Genomic DNA, 22,734 nt, shown 5'->3' on the forward strand with positions numbered 1-22,734 from the left:
CCCTACCTTCTCATTTTCGGATCAAGAGCATCCCTCAGCCCGTCACCCAGGAGATTAATCGAGACGACTGTCAAAAAAATCGCAGTGCCGGGCGGGATCCACAGCCAGGGACGTTTTCTGAAATCCATGAAATTATTGGCTGCGTCCATCATGTTGCCCCATGAAGGAGTAGGCGGAACCACGCCAAGGCCAAGGAAGCTCAGTGCTGATTCACTTAAAATAGATCCCGCTACATTCAAAGTGGCTACAACAAGCAGGAGGGGCACCGTATTAGGTATCAGGTGATGCAGGATTTTTCTTTTGTCGCTAAGCCCCAATACCTCTGTGGCCATCATGAAAGGCTGTTCCTTCAATGTCAGAATCTGTCCCCTGACAAGCCTTGCAAGACCTGGCCAGCCAACAAAGCTTAGCATAATCATGATTATATAAAGCCTGTATTCAGCAGGTACCTTCCATTCAGAAAGGATGGCTCCCATGATCAAAAGGAGCGGCAAGCCGGGTATGCTCATTAAAATGTCTGCCACGCGCATAATGACCATATCAGCAATCCCCCGGTAAAAGCCGGATACAGCTCCCAGGAGAGAGCCGATAATAATCGATAAAAACATGGAAGCGAGACCAATAGTGAGTGATATTTGTCCAGCCATCATAAGCCTTGTCAAAACGTCTCTGCCATAGGTATCTGTTCCAAACCAATGTGTTGTGCTTGGAGGCTGGTTAATTTCTGCTGTATTGGTCCTGTCAAGCAGATATGGAGAGAAATACGGGCCTATGAAACTAAGCAAAAACATGATGATCAGAAGGACCAGGCTGAATGTGGCCAACTTATTTTTTTTAAGTCTTTTGAAGGTTTGTTTCCATAATGATGGTGTTTTCAATTTGCTGCTATTTTTCTCTTTTTGTGTAATGATTTTACCTGTCTCCACTCTTTATCCCTCCTTTATTTCAGCCTTATCCTTGGATCTGCTGCTGCATAGGTTATATCCGCCAGGAAATTCCCGATAATCGTTAAGCTTGAAAGGAAAAGCGTGAATGCCATGAGCACTGGATAGTCTCTAAATCCGACTGATTCAAGCTGAATTTTTCCCACACCAGGCCAATTAAAAATCTGTTCAATAATGATGGCACCCGAAAAGAGACCGGGAAGTTCAAATGCAAGCAGCGTGATTGCAGGAAGGATTGCGTTTCTTAACGCATGTTTAAAAATGACGGTTCTTTCCTTCAGGCCCTTGGCACGGGCTGTTCTAATAAAATCCTGGCGCACCACTTCGAGCATTCCTGTCCTGAAATAGCGGGTCAATGAACCGATCGATAGAAGGGTCAGTACTGCCACCGGGAGGATCATATGCTTTACTACTTCCAGGATATGCGCCAATCCGCTTGCTTCGCTTCCTGTATCAATCATGCCTCCTATAGGCAGAATCTGCAGATCTACCCCAAACCATTTTATAAATAGCAAGGAAATAAAAAATGACGGAAAACTCATCGCGGCAAACACAAAGAAAGTCACGATTCCATCGAACCATGAATATTGCTTGATTGCAGACAGAACCCCTGTAAGCAAAGCAATGGTCCATGTAAGGATTAAAGCAAATATAGCGATAATGAAAGAGTTCCAGACATATTTATTCAGCAGGGATGTTACCTTTTCCTGATGCTTGAGAGAATAGCCGAAATCTCCATGAATCGCATTTCCAAGCCATGTAAAATACCGCTTTAGGACGGGCTGATCAAGGCCGTACAGCGCTTTTAGCTCATGGGCCCTTTCAGGGGTCAAATTGATATTTGAATCAATATAATCTCCAGGAAGCATGGCAAAAAGAAAAAAGATGATAAAAGATGTTCCGAATAATATGATAATCATCTGCAGAAATCTCTGCAGCACATACTGTTTCATCACGCTCTCCTCCATAATGAAAGTGCCTGGCTATGCCAGGCACTTCTCCTTTTATTTAGTAATTGAGATGTTCGGCAAGCTGGCACTTATGCCTGTATAATTGTCAGGATTCAATCCTTCTACCTTCCCGCTCACCGCGCGTGCACTTTGGCGATAATTCAAGAATATATATGGAGGATCCTCATTTAATTCTTTATAAAGCTCATGATATATGCTCTTTCTTTTTTCAATATCAAGTGTAGAAAGCCCTTTTTGAATCAGGTCATCCACCTTTGGATTAGAATATCCTGCAGCATTATTGGGATTATTTGCCGCCAGTTCCTCAACTGTATCACTTGGATCAAGGATTTGAGAGGTTGAAACGGCCGCAAAGTCATAATCCTTTTTATTCAGCTTTGAAACAAGGGCATTAAAATCCATGATTTCAGGCTCGAATTTAATTCCGATATCCTGGTAATTTTCTTTGGCAATCGGAATGAACGGATCTTCTGCATCGGCTGTCAGGTAGTGGATGACAAATGGCTTGCCTTCTTTTTCCCGGATGCCATTTTTCCCTTTCTTCCACCCAGCCCCGTCAAGCAATTCCTTAGCTTTTTTACTGTTATATTCATACGGGTTAATGCCTTTATCATCGTAAGCCCATGAAACAGGCGATACAGGGATATTCGCTACCTGTCCGTAGCCTTTGAATTTCACATCCACGATCTTTTGGCGGTCCAGGCCGTAAATAAGGGCCTGCCGTACTGCTTTATCCTTAAATTGAGGATGGGTGTTATTCACATATACAAGTCCGTAATCATTAACAGGGGAAACTTGGATATTTGCGAAACCAAGGCTCTTAAGCTGTTCAACGGTATCATCATCAGCAGAGAACCCGGCATAGTCAAGCTCCCCTGTCTCAAATAGCTGAAGCGACGTTGATTTATCAATAATTTTGAAGATTAAATGTTTTGTTTTTGGTGCTCCAGAATAATAGTTTTCATTAGCCGTATAGCGGATTTCCTGGCCTGGAACATACTTTTCGAACTTATAAGGTCCGGCGCCAAGCGGTTTAGGATAGAGATTTTTCAAATAATCCAGCTTGCCATATTGATAGTCTTTTCCGTAGTACGACTTAGATAAAACCTGGCCGCCCAGAAGAAGAAGGGATTTGGCATTTACTTTATCCGTTGTAATTTTGATTGTATCTTTATCGAGGACTTTGATTCCATCTATACTTTTGGCTTTGCCTTCTTTATAGGCTTTTCCGCCTTTAATGCTGGCAAGGGAAATATCTTGTCCGCCTGAATAGGCCGGATCATGAAGCAATGTTAATGTAAACGCCACATCATCTGCAGTTAAAGGCGAACCATCGCTGAATTTTAAGCCCTTTCTCAGATGGAAGGTATATGTAAGCTGATCGCTAGAAACATCCCATTTCTCTGCTAAAATACCAACTGGCTTTCCGTCTTTATCCAGGTTAACCAATGGTGCAAAAATTGGGTCTGTAGCATTTCCATCCCAGCCATTTTCATAGAAATATGGAAGGAACACACCACCAGGTGCTGAAATTCCAGCAATGAATGTATCTTTCCTGGCTTTGGATTTAGCTGGCAGTGCAGAGATATTATTTGCCCTATAACTCTTTGAGTCCGTGCTTTTTACATTGGCAGTGCTTTTCTGATTACTGCCGCTTTGAGGTTCCTTTTCACTTGAGCTGTTCATTGCACAAGCAGATAACATCAAGGAAAGTAAAATGGCGCTGGTGATACCTATAAGACTTTTTTTCAACCTGTTCACCCCTAATAGTATGTATCTATTTATAAAACCGACAAATCCTATTGGTTTTATAAACCTTGTATATATTATCTGCTTTTCCCAAAAATGTCAACCGCTTTTTGAAAGCCCTATTCATTATTCCTGCTAATATGGTTCTGAGTACTCTATCTTGCCAGCATTCTGGCTGTATTTATGCGTAAGATGCTTAGATGGCATTTATTAAAAATACTTTTTAAGTGTCCAGCTTTTCAAAGCGAATGCAGACTTAACCGGTAAGTTAAATGAATACACATTGACAGATGTACATTTCTTCCTTACTATTAAAATATGAATTATCAGATAAATGATTTTTGCCAATCGGACCACCGAAGGCTTCTGACCCGTTTTGTTTTGGGCTGGAAGCCTTTTTTTTATTTGGCTCTGCTGCTCCTTCTTATTCCCGCCTGCAAGGGTACTTCCTCAAGCGGAAGGCATTCAGCCAGCTATAGAAACTAATCAATGTCATTTTATAACGCAAATAAACCCCTAAATCCAAAGGAGGTTTCAAAAATGAACTATAGCTTTGCATCGCATCTTGACTGCCCAAAATGCCATTCTGTATTCTCTGTCGATAGCATCCATCAATTATGCCATTGCGGATCTCCGCTGCTTGTCAAATATCATCTTCAAGAATTAAAAAATAGGGTTACAAAGGATGAGATAAGCAACCGGAAGGATTTCTCACTATGGAGATATCATGAACTTCTTCCTGTATTGGATGAGAATCATGTTGTAACATTGGGAGAAGGTTTTACACCATTAATAAAAACGGAAAATATCGGCCATTGCTATTCCATTAAAAACTTATTTATGAAAGATGAAGGAATCATTCCTACAGGTTCCTTCAAAGCACGCGGCGCTTCGGTTGGCGTTTCTAAAGCGAAGGAACTCGGTGTCCGCTCCCTTGCGATGCCGACAAACGGTAATGCAGGCGGAGCGTGGGCACTTTATTCGTCCCGTGCTGGAATTGAAGCATATGTGGTGATGCCAAAGGATGCCCCTTACGTTACTAGAGTAGAGGTAAGCATTGCAGGTGCACATCTGTATCTTATTGACGGATTGATCAGTGATGCAGGAAAAACCGTGGCTAGGCTTGTTTGTGAAAATGAATTTTATGATGCATCGACCCTGAAGGAACCATATCGGATAGAAGGCAAAAAAACGATGGGCTATGAAATAGCGGAACAGCTTAAATGGAATCTGCCAGATGTTATTTTATATCCGACAGGCGGCGGGGTGGGGATTATCGGGATATATAAAGCTCTTCTTGAATTAAAGGAACTAGGCTGGATTACTGGAAAGCTGCCGCGCCTCGTGGCCGTCCAGTCTGAAGGATGTGCACCGATAGTCAAGGCATGGCAGGAAAGGAAAAAAGAGTCGGAGTTCTGGGAGAAATCCAGTACAAAAGCTTTTGGAATCAATGTCCCTAAAGCAATTGGCGATTTTCTTGTATTGGAGGCACTTTATAAAACAAACGGGTATGCCATTTCTGTAAGTGAAGAAAGTATACAAAAAAGCCAGCGGCAGGCTGCTGAATTGGAAGGCAATTTCATTTGTCCCGAAGGTGCTGCAACTTTTGCAGCGGCATATGAGCTAAGAAAAAGAAACTGGATAAAAGAAGATGAAACAGTAGTCTGCCTGAATACAGGACAAGGAATTAAATATCCTGATTTATTTTCAGCAGAACTGCCCCTGCTGCGAAAGGGGGAGAATATTGTTATTTGATAGGCAAAATAGCCATTCCCTTAAAATCCGGCACTGTTAATACAGACTGTTGATTCCGCTGCAGATGTCCACTCCTGCAGCGGAATTCAAAAAGAATGATAAAAGAGACTGGCTGCCTGTTCATGCCCAGATATCTTTTAGATTCCAGCACTCAAAGGAGGCTACAGAAACTGTGCCATTGGCTGAAAAAACCTTAATATTTCTGCTTTCCTGATTAGGATAGATTCTCCCTGACATGACCGCTTCACCGTCATTGGCAAATATCTCGAGGGAAGATCTGTCCAAAAAGAGATGCAGGGTCAAAGCCGCAGCATCACGCATCTGAAGCTTCACTCTTCTTACACCGCCATCTCCTTCTCCCGATTTATTTCTATTGAATGTCAGGTAACCATCTTTTTGGCTATAGCTGACTGCCGTTTCTTCCCTTCCGTCTTCAGAGCACCTGACTTTAAGTCCAAATTCACTGGCATCTGAGGAAGCTAAATCAAACGAAATGCATATTTCCAGGGTATCTCCATTAATATCCGGAATGAGATGTTCTCCTTTTGATAGGAAAGCAGGAATTTCAGCCTTCTTCCCCCTCAGCAGTTTTAAGTCTTCTGCCGGCTTCATTACAAGCCTGTTTTCACGGATTACGAGCTCTCTTGGGATGGTAAGCGATCCTGCCGTGCCATATTTCTGTGATGGCATTTTTGATTCCCACATATCCATCCACGCGAACATCAGCCTTCTTCCCTTATGATCCATGAATGTCTGGGGAGCATAAAAATCAAATCCCCCATCGAGCTCCTCAAAGGTATGATAGCTATATTTCCCGCTCTTATAATCCAGTTCTCCAATCATATAAACAGATTGATAGAGATTTTGATAGCTGTCTCCCCGAGCCTCCATACCTTGCGGGGATGCAAGCAAAATATGCTTTCCTTCTAGCTCGAAGAAATCCGGGCATTCCCACATATAGCCCTTTTCTTCATCACTTTCCGCCATGACTCCGATATAATCCCAGTTCCTCAGACACTCAGAACGGTATAGCAGAATTTTTCCTGTATAATCTTTTCGGGTGCCGACAGCCATATACCAGAATCCGTCTTTTTTCCAGACCTTAGGATCACGAAAATGACCAGACCCGTTTTCCGGATGTTTTTTGATAACAGGATTTGATAAATCTTTCTCAAAATGAATGCCATCCGCACTTGTTGCTATGCATTGGCATTCATCCACATCATCCAATTCTTTATCAATGAAAATGTTGCCTGTGTACACGAGTGTCAGTACACCATTATCATCTACAGCGCTTCCGGAGAAACAGCCGTCACGATCATACTCATCAAGCGGATACAGCGCAATCGGCAGCCTTTCCCAATGCACAAGGTCCCTGCTCCTTACATGGCCCCAATGCATCCAGCCAGTTTTCACATCATAAGGGTGAAATTGAAAAAATACATGGTAGTAGCCTTCCCAATAAATCAGGCCGTTCGGATCGTTCATCCAGCTTGCAGGCGGTACGATATGATACGCCATCTTGTAAGGGCTGTTTATTCCTTTTTCCGCATTTTCTAGAACATGCTTTTCTGCCTCAATAGCATAATTCTTTTCATCAGCCAATTAAAACTCCTTCTTTCCATAAGAAAGGCCCTGCTCGTCACAAGGCCAACTGATTATTTATCATTTGTGAAGGAAATGCCATTCATGAAATACTTATTAAAGAAAGCATATATCAAAAGGACGGGCAGCGTAAAGACCATTGAAGCTGCCATAATATAATTCCAATAGCTGATATACTGGCCTTTGAAAGAATTCAGTCCTAAAGGCAATGTGAAGAGCTCAGGATCCGATAATACGATAAGCGGCTTCATGAAATCATTCCACGATCCCATGAATACAAAGATGGCCTGTGCGGCAAGGGCCGGTTTTGCCATCGGCATCACTATTCTGAAGAATGTCCCGAATTTCCCCAGCCCATCCAAGGCGGCCGCTTCTTCAAGTTCTTTTGGAAAGTTGATGAAAAATTGGCGCATCATAAAAATAAATGTTGCATTAATCATTCCTGGAATGATTAACCCCTGGTAGGAATTCAGCCAGCCTAGTTCCTTAAGAATCAGGTAGTTCGGAATCATGGTAACCTGTCCAGGAATCATTAAAACAGCAAGAATACAAATGAAAAGCGCTTTTTTCCCAGGGAAGCTGAGTCTTGCTAAAGCATAGCCCGCCATTGAGTTAAACAGAAGGTTCAGCAATGTTACCGATATCCCGACAAACAAGCTGTTAAATAGCCAGCGCGGGAAAAGCTTTTGCTCAAGAAGAATGGTTTTATAGTTATCAAATGTAAAGTGCTGCGGAATGAAATGAATCGCTCCGCTGACAATTTCCTGCAGCGTTTTAAAAGAAGAGGATAATGCCCATAAAAAAGGTATCAGCGTGACAGCCGCATAGATTGCCAAAATAGTATAAAGCAAACCCCTACCAAAACCCATTCGTTTTTTCATCATTTCGTGCCTCCTAATAAAGAGATTCCTCCTTGGAGAATTTTCTTTGGATGAGTGTTGCGATCAATATGACAATGGCAAGAGCAAATGCCAGTGCCGCAGCATAACCCATAGTCCCAAGGTTTTTGAAAGCATATTGATAAACTAGCAATACAACCGTCAATGTTGAATTATTCGGTCCTCCTGATCCTCCTGAAAAAATATAGGATTGATCAAATAACTGGAAGGTCCCAATCAGTCCCATAATGACAACAAAGGATGTTACTGGACGGAGATTAGGTACGGTAATATAGAAAAACTTCTGAATGGCATTGGCACCATCTAGATCTGCTGCTTCATATAATGACTCAGATATTCCTTGCAGGGCCGCTAAGTATATGACCATAAAAAACGGAGCTGTCGACCATATATTCATCACCATGATGGCAATAAGAGCAACAGAAGGATCTCCTATCCAATTGTATGTGGGCAAACCAATAGTTTCGAGCATTTTATTGACAAGACCGTTCTGATTATACATCCACATAAAAATCAGGGTAAGAACGGCCGAAGATGTCAGAGTCGGCAAAAAGTATACGATCCTGAAAAACTTCTCCCCTTTTAGCCCTGCATTTAATGAAGCAGCAAGAACAAGTGCCAGGAATGTTTGGACGGGGACCACAATGATTACATATTTAACCGTATTCCATAGCGCTATTTTTGCACGGGAATCATCAAGCAATCTTGTGAAATTGGACAATCCGGTAAATTCAAAACTTGTGTTCCCTAATAGCTGTACCTTGTGAAAAGCTAAAAAAATGGCATAGAAAATGGGTGCAATCGTAAAGATAAGCAGGACGAACAATGTCGGGGACATGAAGAGATAGCCCTGTCCTGCTTCTTTAATCGCTTTTTTAGTCTGCTTTTTCCTCAAGAATCTCACTCCTTCATAGAGCATGGTGAATCATCTTCAATCTGGAAGAACGAATATTCAAACCGGAAAGATGATATTTCTTTCCGGTTCATTCATCATTTTGAATCGATTTCTTTGTTTGCTGTTTTTTGTCCATCCTTCAGGGCTTCATCAAGTGAACGTTTTCCTAAATAAGCACTGACGAACTGGTTGTTGAAATTGTTAAATATAACTGGAAGGTTTGTGCCATTTGCCCAAACTGTTGCATAAGGCGCACCAGCTACCAGAGCTCCCCTTAATTCATCCTTATCATAGCCTAATTCCTTGGCGACTGATTTACGGGAAGGAAGTTCAAATCCTGTTCCTGTCCATTTTTTCATGCCCACTTTGCCTGTTAAATAAGATATAAGCTCCCAGGATGCTTTTTTCTTTTCTGAGGCAGCATTCATTACATAAGAAACGGTATAGGCCATTGTTCCTTTTTTGCCATTGATTGTCGGCACTTCTGCTGTCCCGTAATCAAGGTCTTTAAATGTGCTTTGAAGGTAAGGAATCGTCCAGTTTCCTTCAAGTACCATTGCTGCTTTTCCTTGTCCGAACATTTCTCCGGTCCATCCCGCTCCTACTTCGCTTGGCTGTGCAGCCGATTTATCTTTCAGGTGCTGATCAATATATGGCTGGTATGCACTGACAACCTTGGGATCTGAAAAATTGGCTTTATTATCTTTAATCACTTTTCCCCCATTGGATTCTCCAATAAAGTAGGTCCTGGCAAGTTCAGGGTTTTGTCCGAAGCCGTATACCTCTTTGCCTTTTGTCAGCTTTTTAGAGGCTGCCTGCAATTCCTCCCAGGTTTTTGGAACCTCTACTCCTGCGTCTTTTAGCATTTTTTTATTATAAAATAAGGCAAGTGTGGAATATCCTTTCGGAAAACCATATGTTTTTCCGTCTTTTTGGAAGGCTTTAAGCAGCGGTTTTTCAAAGTCGCCTTCATCGAATTTCTTATCTTCATATTTATTAAGAGGCTCCAGTACGCCCGTGTCGATTAATCCCGGGGCTTCAGAGGCATCCAAATAGAAAACATCAGGGCCTTGCCCGCCTATTAATCTTGTTTTCATAACATCCATATACTGATCCTGGATAACTTCGTGCTTGATATGAATATTCGGGTGAGCAGTTTCAAAATCTTTTAAAACAGAATCTAATAGCTTCGTTTCTTCTGGTGAAGAACCCCATCCGGCCAGCGTGATTGTCACCTTTTTATCTTTTTCTTCACTTGAGCTTTTTTCATTGCTGCAGCCCGTTAAAACACTTCCTAACAATATGGCCGATATTCCTAACCCAGCGATCCACTTCTTGCTTTTCATTTTATAAAACCCCTTTCATTTTTCGGTTATCAAAAGCGGATGTATTTCCTGCGATTGATTAATGAAGAATAATAGTAAAGCCTGTTGTGTTTTTAAGAATCCTTGTACTGATTTCATGAACTTCTCTTTTGACTTCGATTGTCAGATGTCCGCCAGCAACTGAAATGTCATGTATGGTAAACTGGTTCATTTCATCAAGAAGAATAGGAGACAGATGAACTTCCTTCTTTAAGCTGTCCGGGAACAGACCGAGAAGCGATTGAACAAAGACTAATGGAGTTCCTGCTGCCCATGCCTGAGGGGAGCATGCTACCGGATACTTAACAGCTTTTCCTGACGCCTTGCTGTATCCGCAAAAAAGTTCAGGCAGGCGGCCATATTCAAAATGTGCGGATGCATCAATAAGGCCCTTTATCACTGTTTTAGTTTCTTCCGTTCTTCTAATCTTGCTAAGGCCAAGCAGAATCATGCTATTGTCATGTGGCCAGATACTTCCATCATGATAGCTCATCGGATTATACCCGGCTTCTCCCTCACCCATTGTCCGGATTCCATATCCGGAAAACATCTTAGGTGATGTAAGCATCTTTGCAACAGCGTCCTCACCCTTTTGGCTTAACATTCCGGAAAACAGAACATGGCCGGGGTTAGACGTAATTGTACCAACCTGTTTTTTATCTTGATCCAGGGCCGTCGCATAATATTGCTGCTCTTCCATCCAGAAATCTTCTTCAAACTTTTCTTTTAATTTCTGAGCTTCCAGTCTTAGCTGCTTAGCTTCATCCATTTTTCCTACACGCTCATTAATGTCAGCTATTCCTGATTTTGCATCATAAACATATCCCTGTACTTCACTTAAAGCGATTGGGGTTTTCGCATATTCCCCATTTCTATGAACAATGCTGTCACCTGAATCCTTCCAGCCCTGATTAGCTATCCCTTTGCTGGATTCTTGGTGATATTCTACGAAAAGGTCGCCATCGCGATCACCATATGAATCAATCCAGGTGAGGGCATCGGTTATGTTACTTTGCAGCTTATCCACTATTTCCAGATCATTTGTCCACTTCACATATTGTGTAAGCAGAATCAGGAACAAAGGTGTTGCATCAATTGTTCCATAATACGGAGTAAAAGGAATCTGGCCGGTATTAGCCAATTCGCCAAACCTGATTTCGTGCATGATTTTTCCCGGCTGTTCATCTCTCCATGGATCCAAGTTTTTTCCTTGGTGTTCTGCCAATGTCAGCAAGGTCCCGCGTGCAACATCTGGATTAAATGCCAGCATTTGCAGTGCTGCAATCAAGCTATCCCTTCCAAATGGAACACCAAACCATGGAAGGCCAGCTACCGGGAATTGTCCCTGTCCCAGATCTGTCAGCAAAACTCTTAAGTCCATTATTCCGCGATTTACAAGAACATTTAGGGGTTCATAATCACTTTCAAACTTTGATATGCATCCTTGCCAGTTTTCATAAGATTGCTGAAGTGACAAAAGAGCAGATGCTGGATCTTGTAACTTTTTGCTTTCAGGCATTTCTCCTATTTGAGGGTCAACCGTAAAAGTAATTTTCCGGGTTTCTCCATGCTGAAGGCTGAAGGAAAATGAAATTTTTCCGTCTTGCGAGACTGATGCAGCTTCTTCATCCCACTTGACCACTGTTGACCTATAAATGCCGTCAGCACCTTGGTAATTGTATGCAATGCTATTTCCATCTATTTTCTTGTCTTGCTTTGTGCCGACTTTACCTGATTGAAATCCCCGTACAATGAACATATCTTTAAAATCAGCATCAAAGGTTATTCCGAAGCTAAATTCTACCTGTTTCGGAAAATAGTTTTTAAGGCTGATTGTTTCGTATAGCACATCTTCAAATATAAAACGCTTTCTTTCAATTTCTACGGACTCTCTCCATAAAATCAGTTCTCCATCCTTCTCCATATGGGGATTAGTGAGCAGCATGGTTGAAATGTAATTCTCCTCTGCTTCTGACGATAATAGGATCGGAGCTTCACCGTTGATATCAATTTCCAGCTTGCTTAAAAAACGGGTATCCTGTTTATAAAGCCCTAGTCCATATAAATGGTTTTCCGGGATATTCCCCATTGTATCTGTTAATAAAAATAAATCATTTTCCTTAATTACTCTATATTCCATTTTGTCCTCCTTCTTTCCGAAACGTTTTGGAAAAGCTGAAAAAAATAGCCTATTATCCGAAACGTTTTGGATTTGATGCGTAATAAGATGGAGCAATACCACCTTATTAAATGTTTAAATTTCACATGTAGTTTCCCGGATTTTCAACTCTGTCTCAAGAGTAATCACCTGCGGAACTTCCCGTCCTTCCAATGTTGCAATCAATAACTTTACAGCTTCCTGGCCCATTTTGTACTTATTCTGGGCAATAGTAGTCAATGCCGGAGAAACATATGATGACAGCAGAATATCATCGTAGCCAATTACAGAAAGCTGTTGGGGTACTTTGATGCCCAATGTTTTAGCTGCCTTAAGGATTCCTAAAGCCATAAGGTCGCTTGCACTAAAAATAGCCGTAATATCCGGATAGTTTTTCAGCAGCAGAAGTGCCTCAGCTTCTGCTGTATCCTCATTAAAGTTTCCATTTACAATCCATTCTTCACGGATCGGCACTTTGGCATTGCCTAAAGCCTCAAGATAGCCTTCAAGCCTTTGTTCGCTTACAAATGCAAATTTATGGCCATTAACAAAAGCTATATTACGATGACCCAGCTGAAGCAAATGGCTGACTGCCTGATTGGCCCCAAGCTTGTTATCTGCTGTCACGTAACCGACTTTTTCTGTCTTGATAGGAATATCAATTAAAACACAAGGAATTTCACTTTGCAGTATTTCCTGAAGATAAGAATCATCTGTCCTTATACCTGAGATGATTACCCCGTCTACCCGTCTTTCACGGCAGAGCTGGGAATAGGATTTTTCACGCTGTTTAGTCGATGTGGTACTGAACAAAACCAGATCATAATTTGTTTTGCTTACATACTCATTAATTCCCGCGAGAACCTCAAAAGTAAAATTATCCTTTATGCTAGCCTGATTGATGCCGTTAACAAGAAGCCCGATTGTCATCGATTTTTTCATGACAAGGCTGCGTGCCAAAGTGTTGGGGCTGTAATTCAGTTCTTTGGCAAGCATGGCCACTTTCCTTCTTGTATTCTCACTAACATCCGAGTAGCCATTAAGAGCCCTCGACACGGTCGTAACCGAAACACCAGCTGCTTTGGCAATATCCTTAATGGTTGTCATAAAAATTCTCCTAAATCCGAAACGTTTCGGGAACTATAAATAATATACCACTTCATGTAACCGATTTCAATAAGTTTCTTGAAAATTTAACCTTTATTATAAATGTCTTTCTTGAAGCTTCTAATTTAATAGGTTGTTGTTATTTAATAAGTTTTCAAGGCAAATCCATTGTTAAAGTATGTTGATTGGAGCGAAGCACCCTGTAGCGGAAATCAACCCCTTGTTCCATAGCAGCAAAGTTTACGAAAACAGCCTTTCTTAAAGATTGTTGTTTCCAGAAGAATAACGCTGTAAATCCCTCATCCTCCAGAGAAAGAGCCTATACCTTTATGGCCAGCTAAAGGAAGGCTGAAATTATATCTGCAGCTTCCTTTTAGCACTAGGCATAACTGTTACTTTGCCATCTTCAGATTATATTCATGCATACCCTTTAATCCCTCAAAGAACTTATAGGTTTTTGATAGCACTTCTGGATCAGGACCGCCGCTTTTCAATGCCAAAAGGTATTCATGCGATTCCCTGACACGGTTCAGCATGTTCTGTTTTGAGGTTTCAGGTGAACCGTGACCTGGCACAAGCAGGCTGATTTCGTTTTCCTCCAATAAGGTTTTTGATTTGATCATTGTTTTTATGTAGTCCTGATAATCATCCTCTACAAATGGGAATTCCACGTCTGATAAATAATCGCCTGCAAGGAATATTCCGTATGGCTCTACGATTGTAAATAAACCATCCCGTGTATGACCTGGTGCTTTATAAAAAGTGAGTGTTGCTTCACCAATGTCGAGACTTTGTGAATCTTTATGTATCATGATGTCCACTTCAGGATAAGCGATTTCATAATTTCTTGTTATATAATTCCTTGTGTCGAAATCCTTAATTTGCTTAAGCGGCGCTTCTTTGTCCGGCCTTTCTGCAAATTCCTGCGAAGCAATGATGATAGCATCCTCAAAGGCTTTATATCCAATAATATGATCAAAGTCACTATGTGTAAAAATGATATATAGTGCCCTTCCATTTCTTTTTTCATAAACAAACTTCCTTATCTCTTCCACTTCAGCGGGAAGCCATGTGGGATCTGTCAGAAATACAGCTTGATCTGTTTCAATAAATACAGAGACAGTTTGGTATAATGCACTTTGAAATACCGTTGTATGTTCATTTTGAAAAATAATCATGAAATACACCCCTTTTATTTCATCTTAATTCATCAAGAGGTGTAATGACAGAAAAAACCGCATCATTTCCAAATAAATGATACGGTCTAGGTCCTTATTCTGGCCGTGCTATCTCAAATATTTCTCCAAGCTTAGAGTAAAAATTCCCTGCCAGCCTGCTGACCGGCTTTAATTTCTCTGCATGTATTTTTCCGTCTTGATAAAGATCGTCAGCAATATGATAACGGACAATTTTTCCGATCAGCAGGTCACAAGCAGGCGCCTCTTCATGTCCGCCAAGAGGTACTGCCTGTTCAAGCACACATTCAAATCGGATCTTTGGTTCCTTTAATGACGGAACTTTGACCACATCGCTTTCTGCTAGGGAAAAATGTGTCCTTGGAAGCTCACTTTCTCCAGCAGGAAGCTCTGCTGCCGTTTCATTCGCATCTGAAACGATTTCTTCATCGATAATATGAATGACAAATTCCTTTGTTTCCATGGCATTTCTGGCAGTGTCCTTGCATATGCCATTTTTCCGCTGCACAGATACAGACACCATTGGAGGATCCGCAGCGACAATATTAAAATAGCTGAAGGGACCGATATTAAGTATTCCATCATGCGATTGAGTAGTGACCAAAGCAATGGGCCTCGGTATAATGCTACCAATAAGAAATTTATAATTCTCCTTAGTGCTGATTTTTTCTGGATCAATGGCGATCATGGGCTGCACCTCTTTATTTATAGTCGTCTTTGTTAAACCTGCCTGCTGATTAACAGCTTCAGAACAACAGGCTCCAGGGAGTGTCCGGCCGAGTCTCATGTCCTGGCTCCAGAGGACTCTCTCCTTTACAGCTTTCCCCAAGTGTAAAGCAAAATTCGCACCTGTCATGTACTTTTATTAAGTAATCGTTAAAGCTCTCTTTAACATACCCTTAGATTCACTTCGGGCAAACTCATCATTTCTTATCATTTCTGCAGAAAAATATCTTTAAACCATTCCGCAGCTGCTTCTGCCTCGCTCCTTGTCAGCTGGTGGCCATAGTTTTCCCACTGCACCTGGACCCTTGCACCTGCATTTTCCAGAAGTGCTGACAAATCCTCTGTTTCAGCCCTGGGACAAATGGGATCGTTGCTTCCTGCTCCAATAAATACTGGTAAATCTTTCATCGACGGCAAATCAATTCCTCTTCTTGGAACCATCGGGTGATGAAGAATAGCACCTTTTAAGGCATTTTTATAGTGGAATAAAAGACTTGCGGCAATGTTGGCTCCGTTCGAATATCCTGCAGCTACAATATTACTTGGATCAAATTCATATTTTTTTGCTGATTCAAGCAGAAATTCATGAAGCTCACTTGTCCTGAAAATCAAATCTTCTTCATCAAATATTCCTTCAGAAAGTCTTCTGAAAAAGCGGGGCATGCCATTTTCGAGCACATTTCCCCTGACACTAAGAACAGAGGATTCTGGCGATATCATTTGTGCCAGCGGCAGCAAATCTGTTTCGGTTCCGCCTGTTCCATGCAATAAAAGCAAAACCGGTGCATCAGGTGAACTTCCCTTTTGAAAAATATGTTTCATTTTTTATCCTCCTCTTAACTTAAGAAAACCTTTTTTTAAAAAAATTCCTGTTCCTTCACTTTGTTTCCAAAGGCTTGAGTTTTCCTTCTATTTCACTTCGCCTCGGCTCAAGGAACGGAGGCAATGCAAGCGATTCACCCAGCTGGCTAAGATCTTCATCTGCAGTAAACCCGGGACCGTCTGTTGCCAATTCGAATAAAATTCCATTAGGCTCCCTGAAATACAGGGATTTGAAATAATACCGGTCCACGAGACCTGAATTGATGAATTTTGTATTCTCTATTTTTTTTATCCATTCCTGCAGTTCGGCCTGGTCAGCTGTCCGAAAGGCAACATGATGGACGCCGCCTCTTCCTAAGCGTTCTCTTTGCAGGTCCTTTCTTTCTTCCAAATGAATTTCAGTTCCAGGGCCTCCTATTCCCGCTGCATAGACGGCGATTTCACTCTGACCATGATTTTTGGAAAGATAGCTGCCCTCTCTGCGAAATCCCAGCAAATCTGTCAAAACCTTATGTGTCGGTTCCAGGTCAGGAACTGTAAGAGAAACTGGGCCCAAGCCCAGAATGCTGAATTCAGCGGGAACAGGACTGTTTTTCCATGGTGTTCCACTTTCACCATTCTCATTTTCTTCTGAAATCAAAACAAGTCTTTGGCCCTCAAAATCCCTGAAAGGCAAAGCTTTACGGTTATAACGGATTTCGATTTCCCCATGTTCAACATTTTTTTCCTGAAATCTTTTTTTCCAATACTCAAGTGCCGCGTCACTCGCAGTCCGCAGGGAAATTTCAGAAATGCTGTTATTTCCTTCATATGTCCGAGCTGCACGCGGCAGCTCAAAGAATGTCAATTCTGTTCCAGGCGTACCAATTTCATCACCATAAAATAAATGATAGACACTAACATCATCCTGATTTACAGTTTTCTTTATTAATCTCATTCCCAATGTTTTTGTGTAAAACTCAAAATTTCCGGCAGCATTTGCTGTTATGGCTGAGACATGGTGAATTCCCTTTAATTCCATATTCACACAGCTCCTTCTTATTAAAATACATTAATATTCATACACTAAAATTACTTTCAATAAAAATATCTTGATTTAAAGATAATTGATTAGGAACAGTCTGTCAAACATATTTATTTATCAATCAAAAAATAAGCTCTCTCTTCTGTTCAAACCTAAGAAGAGAGGCTTAAATTGAAAGGATATTTGCTAAAGCATTTTTATTACTTCAAAATCCCATGGCTTTTCAGATATGTCTTGGCTACCTGTAACGCACTTTTATTTTCCACATTAACTTGATAGTTCATCACACGCATATCATCATCTGATATTTTTCCAGAAAGCTTGTTCAAAGCTTTTTTTATGCCGGGATATTGTTCAGCAAGGCTTTTTTTCATGAGCGGAGCACCCTGGTAGGGAGGAAACAGATGTTTGTCATCTTCAAGAACCTTAAGCCTGTATTGCCGAAGCTCACTATCCGTTGAATAAGCATCAACTAAATTGATGTCCCCGGATTTGACAGCCTGGTACCTAAGCTTAGGCTCCATGGTTCTGACTTCCGGGAAATCCACCTTATATCGTTTTTTAATTCCTTTGTATCCGTCATCCCTGTCCTTGAATTCCAATGTAAACCCGGCTTTTATTTTATCCTGGATGGCCCTAAGATCAGAGATTTTAGTAAGATTGTATTTTTTCGCAAAGCTTTCAGGCACAGCTAATGCATACGTATTGTTATAGGACATAGGCTTAAGGAATTCCATGCTGTATTTTTTCGCCATGCCCTCTCTTGCCTGATCATATACCTCTTTGCTGTCTGTACTTACTGCTGTTTCTTTCAGAAAGGTAGAAATGGCCGTTCCGGTGAACTCTGGATAAATATCAGCGTTCCCGGATTTAAGCGCATTAAACACAAAAGGAGTTTTTCCCAGTCCGGGTTTTAGGTTTACCTCAAGATCTGTGTCCTTCTCAATCAATAGCTTATACATATTAATTAAAATTTCCGGCTCTGATCCCAATTTTCCCGCTATGCTAATCGAGTCTTTTTTATTTTCTGTGATTGACGGGATGATCAATAAGAGAATGGCAGCCGCAAATGCTGCACCAATAATGGAAGCAGATTTCTTAAATGAAATTCTCTCAAAAATACGGAGGACGCGGTCAAATAAAATGGCCAGGATTGCCGCAGGAACAGCGCCCAATATAATCAGTGAAGTGTTATTCCTGTCAATCCCGAGCAATATTAAATCACCAAGCCCCCCTGCTCCAATCAGGGCTGCAAGTGTAGCCGTACCGATGATTAAAACCATCGCTGTCCTTACTCCTGCCATAATGACTGGCATGGCAAGGGGGAGTTCTACCTTCACAAGCCTTCTTGCTGTATTCATGCCCATGGCATCAGCCGCTTCAATAAGGGCAGGATCCACTTCTTTGATACCGGTATATGTATTTCGGATGATCGGCAATAACGCGTATACTACAAGAGCTATGATGGCCGGCACCTTTCCTATTCCAAATAAAGGTATCAGCAATCCCAGAAGAGCAAGGGATGGTATGGTCTGCAGCACCGCCGTAACACCAATAATGGATTCTGCCAGCTTTTCTTTCCGTGTAAGGTATACGCCAAGCGGTATGGATATGATGATACTGATCAAGAGTGCAATGAATGAAATTTGAATGTGTTCAAGGATTGCTTGAAGCAATTCGCCTTTTCGGTCATTAAGCACTTGGGTAAATGTATTCATCCTTTTTCTCCCTTCGACGCCAGCTGACCTGACATATATTGGAGTACATGCGGCCTCGCCGCAATGCCAAGGACCCGCCCATCCTCCACTACCGCCAGTTTTTCTTCATGCGCCAGCAAACCGATCAGGTCACTGAGCGAAGAAGAGGACGCTATTGAAGGAATACTTCCGCTGGTTTCAGTTTCATCGGATAGAATATGAAGGAAATCAGCAATGGGGCTATTTAATGATTCTTCTTTTTGTTCTCTGCCCCCAGTAAATTCCCGGACAAATGAATTGACCGGATGACTGATTAGATCCTGCGGTGTATCGATTTGAACTGCTTCTCCGTGATTCATTAAGCAAATCCGGTCTGCCATTTTTATTGCCTCATCAATATCATGGGTAACAAAAACGATGGTCTTTTTGATTTTTTTCTGAAGCTTTAAGATATCACTTTGCAGTTTCTCCCTGCTTATGGGATCAAGAGCACTGAAAGGCTCGTCCATGAGAAGGATTTCAGGATCAGCAGCTAATGCACGGATCACACCGACCCGCTGCTGTTCTCCACCTGACAATTCGGATGGTTTTCGGTTTTTATATGTATTGTGGTCAAGACCGACCATATCAAGCAATTCATTAATGCGTGAAGATATTTTTTCTTTCCCCCATTTCTTCATTTCTGGCACAACTGCTATGTTTTCTGCAATCGTCAAGTGGGGAAAGAGGGCTATCTGCTGAAGAACATAACCGATATTCCAGCGCAGCTCATGAATATTGTAATTTGAAATCTCTTTCCCGTTAATTGTAATGGTCCCTGAAGAAGCCTCCATCAGCCTATTTATCATCTTCAGCGTAGTGGTCTTTCCGCTTCCGCTCGGGCCAATGATTACAAAAAGCTCCCCTTCCTTTATTTCCATGTGCAGATTTTTGACAGCATAATCTCCATCACGGTAATGCTTTGTCACATTCTCAAAGCGTATCATTCTTTTTCCCCTTTCCCTCTATTTCTTTGCATACTTATTGTTAATCCCTTCTGTACACATAACCCTTTTTTCTCTCCTGTCAAACATTTTATTACAGTTTGCAGCTTAAATCACTCTAAAAGCAAATCGGCATACTTTTTAGGCCAATTGTTTTACACTATTAATGAAGTTAATATTGGGAGGTATATGAATGGCAGAGCATCATTTTCACTTAAAGGCCAGCTGGCCAGGACTAAGAAACGGCACAGGAAGCATTCAGGCAGGAAATCTCCAAACAAAGATATCAATACCCCCTGAAATGGATGGACCCGGCGAGGGCACCAATCCTGATGAAATGCTGCTGGGCGCTGCGGCAACCTGTTACATCATTACACTTGCAGCAATGCTTGAGAGGAGCAAAATTGAGAAAGAAAGCCTTACGATGGAGTCTGAAGGAATTGTTGATGTCACAAACGGTGTGTTTACATATAAAAAGATCATTCACCGTCCTAATCTTGTATTGACAGCCGGCACTTCTGACAGAGATGTTGAAAAAGCGGTAAGACTTATTGAGAAAGCTGAAGAATCATGTATGATTTCCAGGGCAGTCAGAGGAAATGTCGAAATAGCAGTGGATCCAATAATCTCTTCAGCAAAAAAATGAAGCCAGGGGAAATCCAAATGCGAAAAACCATTCGGATTTGGATTTCCCTATCCAGCTTCCATGCAAAATCCCTGTTATTTAGTACTGCATTTTTTGCTCAATCTGCTCACATACTTCATCTGCAGATAGTCCGTTTGCATCTATCACTGATCCTTTTATAGATGTATCCTGCATGCCCATCACATTCGAATCCAGGCCAGTAACAACACAAAAATCACAGCCTTGTGCATCGGATTCCTGATTAAGCGCCACAACATCATATCCTTTTTCAACTAATGCCTGCTGTACATTAGCTAAGGATTGCTCAACTCCAATTTTAGCCAAATAAAACACCTCCTCTTTTGTAATCTTTCCATTTGGTCACAGTATATGTATACAATGAAAAGCAAAATGGAAAAGTAAGTTCTGGAGGTGAAAACATGAATCATAAAACAAAGCAAGACCCATCTAGAGCTGGTCTCGGTTCGTCACAGCCTGAGGGACAAGGCACCACAAATCGCGAAATAGGCATATCAAAACCTTCTTCAGGGAAAAAGCAAAAAAAATCTTGATATTGAAAGCCCATTGATTCTCTTCATTGGGCTTTCAAGGTTTAATTTAAGGCTGGTTTTTCATTTTTATCGCTGTCCTGCTGAGAACTGCCTTCATCATTATAAGCCGAATTAATTAAATCTATGATGTCATCTGACAGGCTATCTGCTGGAATTTTATCATTATTGTCCATAGTCCCCCTCCTTTTCTGTCCTTATCTTTCCCTCTTCGAAGGCCTTCACAAGTAGCAAATCCCTCCTTATTTTGAGGTGAAAATAAAACAAAAGAACACACACAAACCAGATGAACATATAAAAAGCCTCACTTTTTCCAAAAGAAATGGAATTAGTGAGGCTTTATATATTTAAGCCGGATTTAATTTAGAAATATTTCTTTTTCCAGAATATGAAGGCCGTTCCTCCTGCCAAACCTACGGAAAGGAGCAGCGTGAATATGAAGGAATACGGGCTGTGCGCAAATGGAAGCCCGACATTCATACCATAAAAGCTTGCCACCATGGTTGGAAGCGTAAGGATGATGGTAATTGAAGTAAGGAATTTCATGGCTATATTCACGTTATTAGAAATAATTGATGCAAAAGCATCCATCATACCGCTCAGGATTGATGTATAAACCTCTGCCATTTCAATGGCCTGAGTATTTTCTATAATAACATCCTCAAGTAATTCTTTATCTTCTTCATACATTGTCAGATAATTAAAACGCAGAATTTTATCTAGTACGACCTTATTGGACTTTAAGGATGTTGTGAAATAAACAAGGCTTTTCTCAAGTGCCAGGAAAGTATACAATTCCTTGTTCTTCATTGATTGGTGAAGCTCACGTTCCGCATCATTTGTTTTCTTATTGATTTGTTTGAGGTAACGCAGGTAATAAAGGGATATTTCAAATAGGATTTGAAGGGCAAACCTGGTTTTTTTATGTGTATAAAAAGTCTTGATTTTGTTATTTTTAAAATTGCTTAAAACCGGGGTATCTTTTAAAGAAATAGTTATGAAACAATCCTTTGTGAAAATCATTCCGATTGGAATTGTTTCATATATAGGAAATCCTGATTCATCATGAGTAATATAAGGATAATCGACTATGATCAGAATATCTTTGTCTTCCTTTTCGATTCTTGGGCGTTCTTCATCATCAAGAGGATCTTTAAAGAAATCCAGCGGCAATTGGAGCTCCAGGCAAATCTTCTGAATTTCTGCTTCTGATGGTGCCACCATGTTCACCCAGCAGCCTTTTGTAATTTCGTTTACTTTTTCAAGATTTCTAGATTCATTTGTTTTATAAATTTCAATCATTTCATTAACCTCCTCTTCTAATGAGGAAGCAATTCTACCTTTTTAAGAGCTGATACTCCTGTAGCTATCACATCATGCATAACCAAGATAATATTGGCTTCCTCGTGCTGACTGGGTTCAGGATCATATGAACTACTACTCAAATGTATCAACTCCTTTTCATTTTTTTGACTTTATTAAATACAATCCACTTATCCATCTTAATCCCTAACTTTTCAAAGTACAATAAAGAGTTTTTTATTTTTTAAAATTTAAAAGTTCTAAATGTTTGCTTATACTCCTATGCTGTTTCATTCCTGATTCGTCCCACAGAAAGACGCTGATCCAGTCAATGGCAAAACCT

The 22,734-nt window shown here is 41.0% G+C and carries 22 protein-coding genes; 3 read left to right on the forward strand and 19 right to left on the reverse strand.

Annotated elements, in window-relative coordinates; translation table 11 throughout:
- Positions 1 to 2: 2 nt before the first annotated feature.
- From opp4C to BIV59_RS02265, 3 genes are read right to left on the reverse strand one after another with little or no spacing between them, the layout of a single operon-like run.
- The gene (opp4C, locus tag BIV59_RS02255) at positions 3 to 926 is read right to left on the reverse strand and encodes an oligopeptide ABC transporter permease (RefSeq protein ID WP_071349811.1); all 924 of its coding nucleotides are present in this window, start codon (positions 924 to 926) and stop codon (positions 3 to 5) included.
- A 14-nt stretch (positions 927 to 940) separates the two neighbouring features.
- Entirely contained in the window at positions 941 to 1,897 is a 957-nt protein-coding gene (locus BIV59_RS02260) for an ABC transporter permease (RefSeq protein WP_071349812.1), read from the reverse strand.
- A 51-nt stretch (positions 1,898 to 1,948) separates the two neighbouring features.
- Entirely contained in the window at positions 1,949 to 3,676 is a 1,728-nt protein-coding gene (locus BIV59_RS02265; protein ID WP_481747408.1) for an ABC transporter substrate-binding protein, read from the reverse strand.
- Positions 3,677 to 4,204: 528 nt separating this feature from the next.
- On the opposite strand from BIV59_RS02265, the gene BIV59_RS02270 reads away from it, so the two are divergent.
- Positions 4,205 to 5,419 carry a threonine synthase gene (locus BIV59_RS02270; protein ID WP_071349813.1) on the forward strand — a complete coding sequence of 405 codons (1,215 nt, stop codon included), beginning with the start codon at positions 4,205 to 4,207 and terminating at the stop codon, positions 5,417 to 5,419.
- Between the two features lie 120 nt (positions 5,420 to 5,539).
- On the opposite strand, the gene BIV59_RS02275 is transcribed toward BIV59_RS02270, so the two are convergent.
- The 12 genes from BIV59_RS02275 to BIV59_RS02330 form a co-directional block, all read right to left on the reverse strand.
- Complete coding sequence (locus tag BIV59_RS02275) at positions 5,540 to 7,024, reverse strand: glycoside hydrolase family 32 protein (RefSeq protein ID WP_240501838.1); 1,485 nt, start codon at positions 7,022 to 7,024, stop codon at positions 5,540 to 5,542.
- 53 nt (positions 7,025 to 7,077) lie between these two features.
- Positions 7,078 to 7,905, reverse strand: a complete 828-nt coding sequence (locus tag BIV59_RS02280; protein WP_071349841.1) for a carbohydrate ABC transporter permease — start codon at positions 7,903 to 7,905, stop codon at positions 7,078 to 7,080.
- Between the two features lie 13 nt (positions 7,906 to 7,918).
- Positions 7,919 to 8,761 carry a carbohydrate ABC transporter permease gene (locus BIV59_RS02285; protein ID WP_481747410.1) on the reverse strand — a complete coding sequence of 281 codons (843 nt, stop codon included), beginning with the start codon at positions 8,759 to 8,761 and terminating at the stop codon, positions 7,919 to 7,921.
- A gap of 152 nt (positions 8,762 to 8,913) precedes the next feature.
- Positions 8,914 to 10,164 carry an ABC transporter substrate-binding protein gene (locus tag BIV59_RS02290; RefSeq protein WP_071349815.1) on the reverse strand — a complete coding sequence of 417 codons (1,251 nt, stop codon included), beginning with the start codon at positions 10,162 to 10,164 and terminating at the stop codon, positions 8,914 to 8,916.
- A gap of 58 nt (positions 10,165 to 10,222) precedes the next feature.
- The gene (locus BIV59_RS02295) at positions 10,223 to 12,322 is read right to left on the reverse strand and encodes an amylo-alpha-1,6-glucosidase (RefSeq protein ID WP_071349816.1); all 2,100 of its coding nucleotides are present in this window, start codon (positions 12,320 to 12,322) and stop codon (positions 10,223 to 10,225) included.
- Positions 12,323 to 12,436: 114 nt separating this feature from the next.
- The gene (locus tag BIV59_RS02300; RefSeq protein ID WP_071349817.1) at positions 12,437 to 13,447 is read right to left on the reverse strand and encodes a LacI family DNA-binding transcriptional regulator; all 1,011 of its coding nucleotides are present in this window, start codon (positions 13,445 to 13,447) and stop codon (positions 12,437 to 12,439) included.
- Between the two features lie 392 nt (positions 13,448 to 13,839).
- Positions 13,840 to 14,625 carry an MBL fold metallo-hydrolase gene (locus BIV59_RS02305; protein ID WP_071349818.1) on the reverse strand — a complete coding sequence of 262 codons (786 nt, stop codon included), beginning with the start codon at positions 14,623 to 14,625 and terminating at the stop codon, positions 13,840 to 13,842.
- Positions 14,626 to 14,719: 94 nt separating this feature from the next.
- Positions 14,720 to 15,331 carry a flavin reductase family protein gene (locus BIV59_RS02310; protein ID WP_071349842.1) on the reverse strand — a complete coding sequence of 204 codons (612 nt, stop codon included), beginning with the start codon at positions 15,329 to 15,331 and terminating at the stop codon, positions 14,720 to 14,722.
- Between the two features lie 245 nt (positions 15,332 to 15,576).
- Positions 15,577 to 16,191 (reverse strand): alpha/beta hydrolase, encoded by a 615-nt coding sequence (locus tag BIV59_RS02315; RefSeq protein ID WP_071349819.1) that lies wholly within the window; start codon positions 16,189 to 16,191, stop codon positions 15,577 to 15,579.
- A gap of 55 nt (positions 16,192 to 16,246) precedes the next feature.
- Positions 16,247 to 17,212, reverse strand: a complete 966-nt coding sequence (locus BIV59_RS02320; protein ID WP_071349820.1) for a ring-cleaving dioxygenase — start codon at positions 17,210 to 17,212, stop codon at positions 16,247 to 16,249.
- 203 nt (positions 17,213 to 17,415) lie between these two features.
- Positions 17,416 to 18,933 carry an ABC transporter permease/substrate-binding protein gene (locus BIV59_RS02325; protein WP_071349821.1) on the reverse strand — a complete coding sequence of 506 codons (1,518 nt, stop codon included), beginning with the start codon at positions 18,931 to 18,933 and terminating at the stop codon, positions 17,416 to 17,418.
- A complete protein-coding gene (locus BIV59_RS02330) occupies positions 18,930 to 19,898 on the reverse strand; it encodes an ABC transporter ATP-binding protein (protein WP_071349822.1) in 969 nt (322 codons plus the stop codon). The genes BIV59_RS02325 and BIV59_RS02330 overlap by 4 nt, the downstream gene beginning before the upstream one ends.
- A 190-nt stretch (positions 19,899 to 20,088) precedes the next feature.
- Here BIV59_RS02330 and BIV59_RS02335 point away from each other — a divergent pair, with 190 nt between their 5' ends.
- Positions 20,089 to 20,541, forward strand: a complete 453-nt coding sequence (locus BIV59_RS02335; RefSeq protein WP_071349823.1) for an OsmC family protein — start codon at positions 20,089 to 20,091, stop codon at positions 20,539 to 20,541.
- A gap of 78 nt (positions 20,542 to 20,619) precedes the next feature.
- On the opposite strand, the gene BIV59_RS02340 is transcribed toward BIV59_RS02335, so the two are convergent.
- The gene (locus BIV59_RS02340; protein ID WP_071349824.1) at positions 20,620 to 20,865 is read right to left on the reverse strand and encodes a YkuS family protein; all 246 of its coding nucleotides are present in this window, start codon (positions 20,863 to 20,865) and stop codon (positions 20,620 to 20,622) included.
- Between the two features lie 95 nt (positions 20,866 to 20,960).
- Here BIV59_RS02340 and BIV59_RS23150 point away from each other — a divergent pair, with 95 nt between their 5' ends.
- Positions 20,961 to 21,092 carry a YuzL family protein gene (locus BIV59_RS23150; protein WP_139194288.1) on the forward strand — a complete coding sequence of 44 codons (132 nt, stop codon included), beginning with the start codon at positions 20,961 to 20,963 and terminating at the stop codon, positions 21,090 to 21,092.
- A gap of 41 nt (positions 21,093 to 21,133) precedes the next feature.
- Here BIV59_RS23150 and BIV59_RS24185 read toward each other — a convergent pair whose 3' ends face one another.
- From BIV59_RS24185 to BIV59_RS24190, 3 genes are all read right to left on the reverse strand, one after another.
- The gene (locus BIV59_RS24185) at positions 21,134 to 21,265 is read right to left on the reverse strand and encodes a hypothetical protein (RefSeq protein ID WP_276205118.1); all 132 of its coding nucleotides are present in this window, start codon (positions 21,263 to 21,265) and stop codon (positions 21,134 to 21,136) included.
- Between the two features lie 187 nt (positions 21,266 to 21,452).
- Positions 21,453 to 22,391: a magnesium transporter CorA family protein gene (locus BIV59_RS02345; RefSeq protein ID WP_071349825.1), complete on the reverse strand. Its 939-nt coding sequence runs from the start codon at positions 22,389 to 22,391 to the stop codon at positions 21,453 to 21,455.
- 17 nt (positions 22,392 to 22,408) lie between these two features.
- Entirely contained in the window at positions 22,409 to 22,534 is a 126-nt protein-coding gene (locus BIV59_RS24190) for a hypothetical protein (protein WP_256213149.1), read from the reverse strand.
- Positions 22,535 to 22,734 lie beyond the last annotated feature (200 nt).

The sequence above is a fragment of the Bacillus sp. MUM 13 genome, assembly GCF_001866725.1.
In the GTDB taxonomy this organism is placed as follows: domain Bacteria; phylum Bacillota; class Bacilli; order Bacillales; family DSM-1321; genus Peribacillus.

Bases quoted from the DNA above. Each gene is read 5' to 3' on its own strand.
- BIV59_RS02260 (WP_071349812.1), bottom strand. From the start codon at position 1,897: ATGAAACAGTATGTGCTGCAGAGATTTCTGCAGATGATTATCATATTA.
- BIV59_RS02270 (WP_071349813.1), top strand. From the start codon at position 4,205: ATGAACTATAGCTTTGCATCGCATCTTGACTGCCCAAAATGCCATTCT.
- BIV59_RS02280 (WP_071349841.1), bottom strand. From the start codon at position 7,905: ATGAAAAAACGAATGGGTTTTGGTAGGGGTTTGCTTTATACTATTTTG.
- BIV59_RS02285 (WP_481747410.1), bottom strand. From the start codon at position 8,761: ATGTCCCCGACATTGTTCGTCCTGCTTATCTTTACGATTGCACCCATT.
- BIV59_RS02290 (WP_071349815.1), bottom strand. From the start codon at position 10,164: ATGAAAAGCAAGAAGTGGATCGCTGGGTTAGGAATATCGGCCATATTG.
- BIV59_RS02295 (WP_071349816.1), bottom strand. From the start codon at position 12,322: ATGGAATATAGAGTAATTAAGGAAAATGATTTATTTTTATTAACAGAT.
- BIV59_RS02300 (WP_071349817.1), bottom strand. From the start codon at position 13,447: ATGACAACCATTAAGGATATTGCCAAAGCAGCTGGTGTTTCGGTTACG.
- BIV59_RS02305 (WP_071349818.1), bottom strand. From the start codon at position 14,625: ATGATTATTTTTCAAAATGAACATACAACGGTATTTCAAAGTGCATTA.
- BIV59_RS02310 (WP_071349842.1), bottom strand. From the start codon at position 15,331: ATGATCGCCATTGATCCAGAAAAAATCAGCACTAAGGAGAATTATAAA.
- BIV59_RS02315 (WP_071349819.1), bottom strand. From the start codon at position 16,191: ATGAAACATATTTTTCAAAAGGGAAGTTCACCTGATGCACCGGTTTTG.
- BIV59_RS02320 (WP_071349820.1), bottom strand. From the start codon at position 17,212: ATGGAATTAAAGGGAATTCACCATGTCTCAGCCATAACAGCAAATGCT.
- BIV59_RS02325 (WP_071349821.1), bottom strand. From the start codon at position 18,933: ATGAATACATTTACCCAAGTGCTTAATGACCGAAAAGGCGAATTGCTT.
- BIV59_RS02330 (WP_071349822.1), bottom strand. From the start codon at position 19,898: ATGATACGCTTTGAGAATGTGACAAAGCATTACCGTGATGGAGATTAT.
- BIV59_RS02335 (WP_071349823.1), top strand. From the start codon at position 20,089: ATGGCAGAGCATCATTTTCACTTAAAGGCCAGCTGGCCAGGACTAAGA.
- BIV59_RS23150 (WP_139194288.1), top strand. From the start codon at position 20,961: ATGAATCATAAAACAAAGCAAGACCCATCTAGAGCTGGTCTCGGTTCG.
- BIV59_RS24185 (WP_276205118.1), bottom strand. From the start codon at position 21,265: ATGGACAATAATGATAAAATTCCAGCAGATAGCCTGTCAGATGACATC.
- BIV59_RS02345 (WP_071349825.1), bottom strand. From the start codon at position 22,391: ATGATTGAAATTTATAAAACAAATGAATCTAGAAATCTTGAAAAAGTA.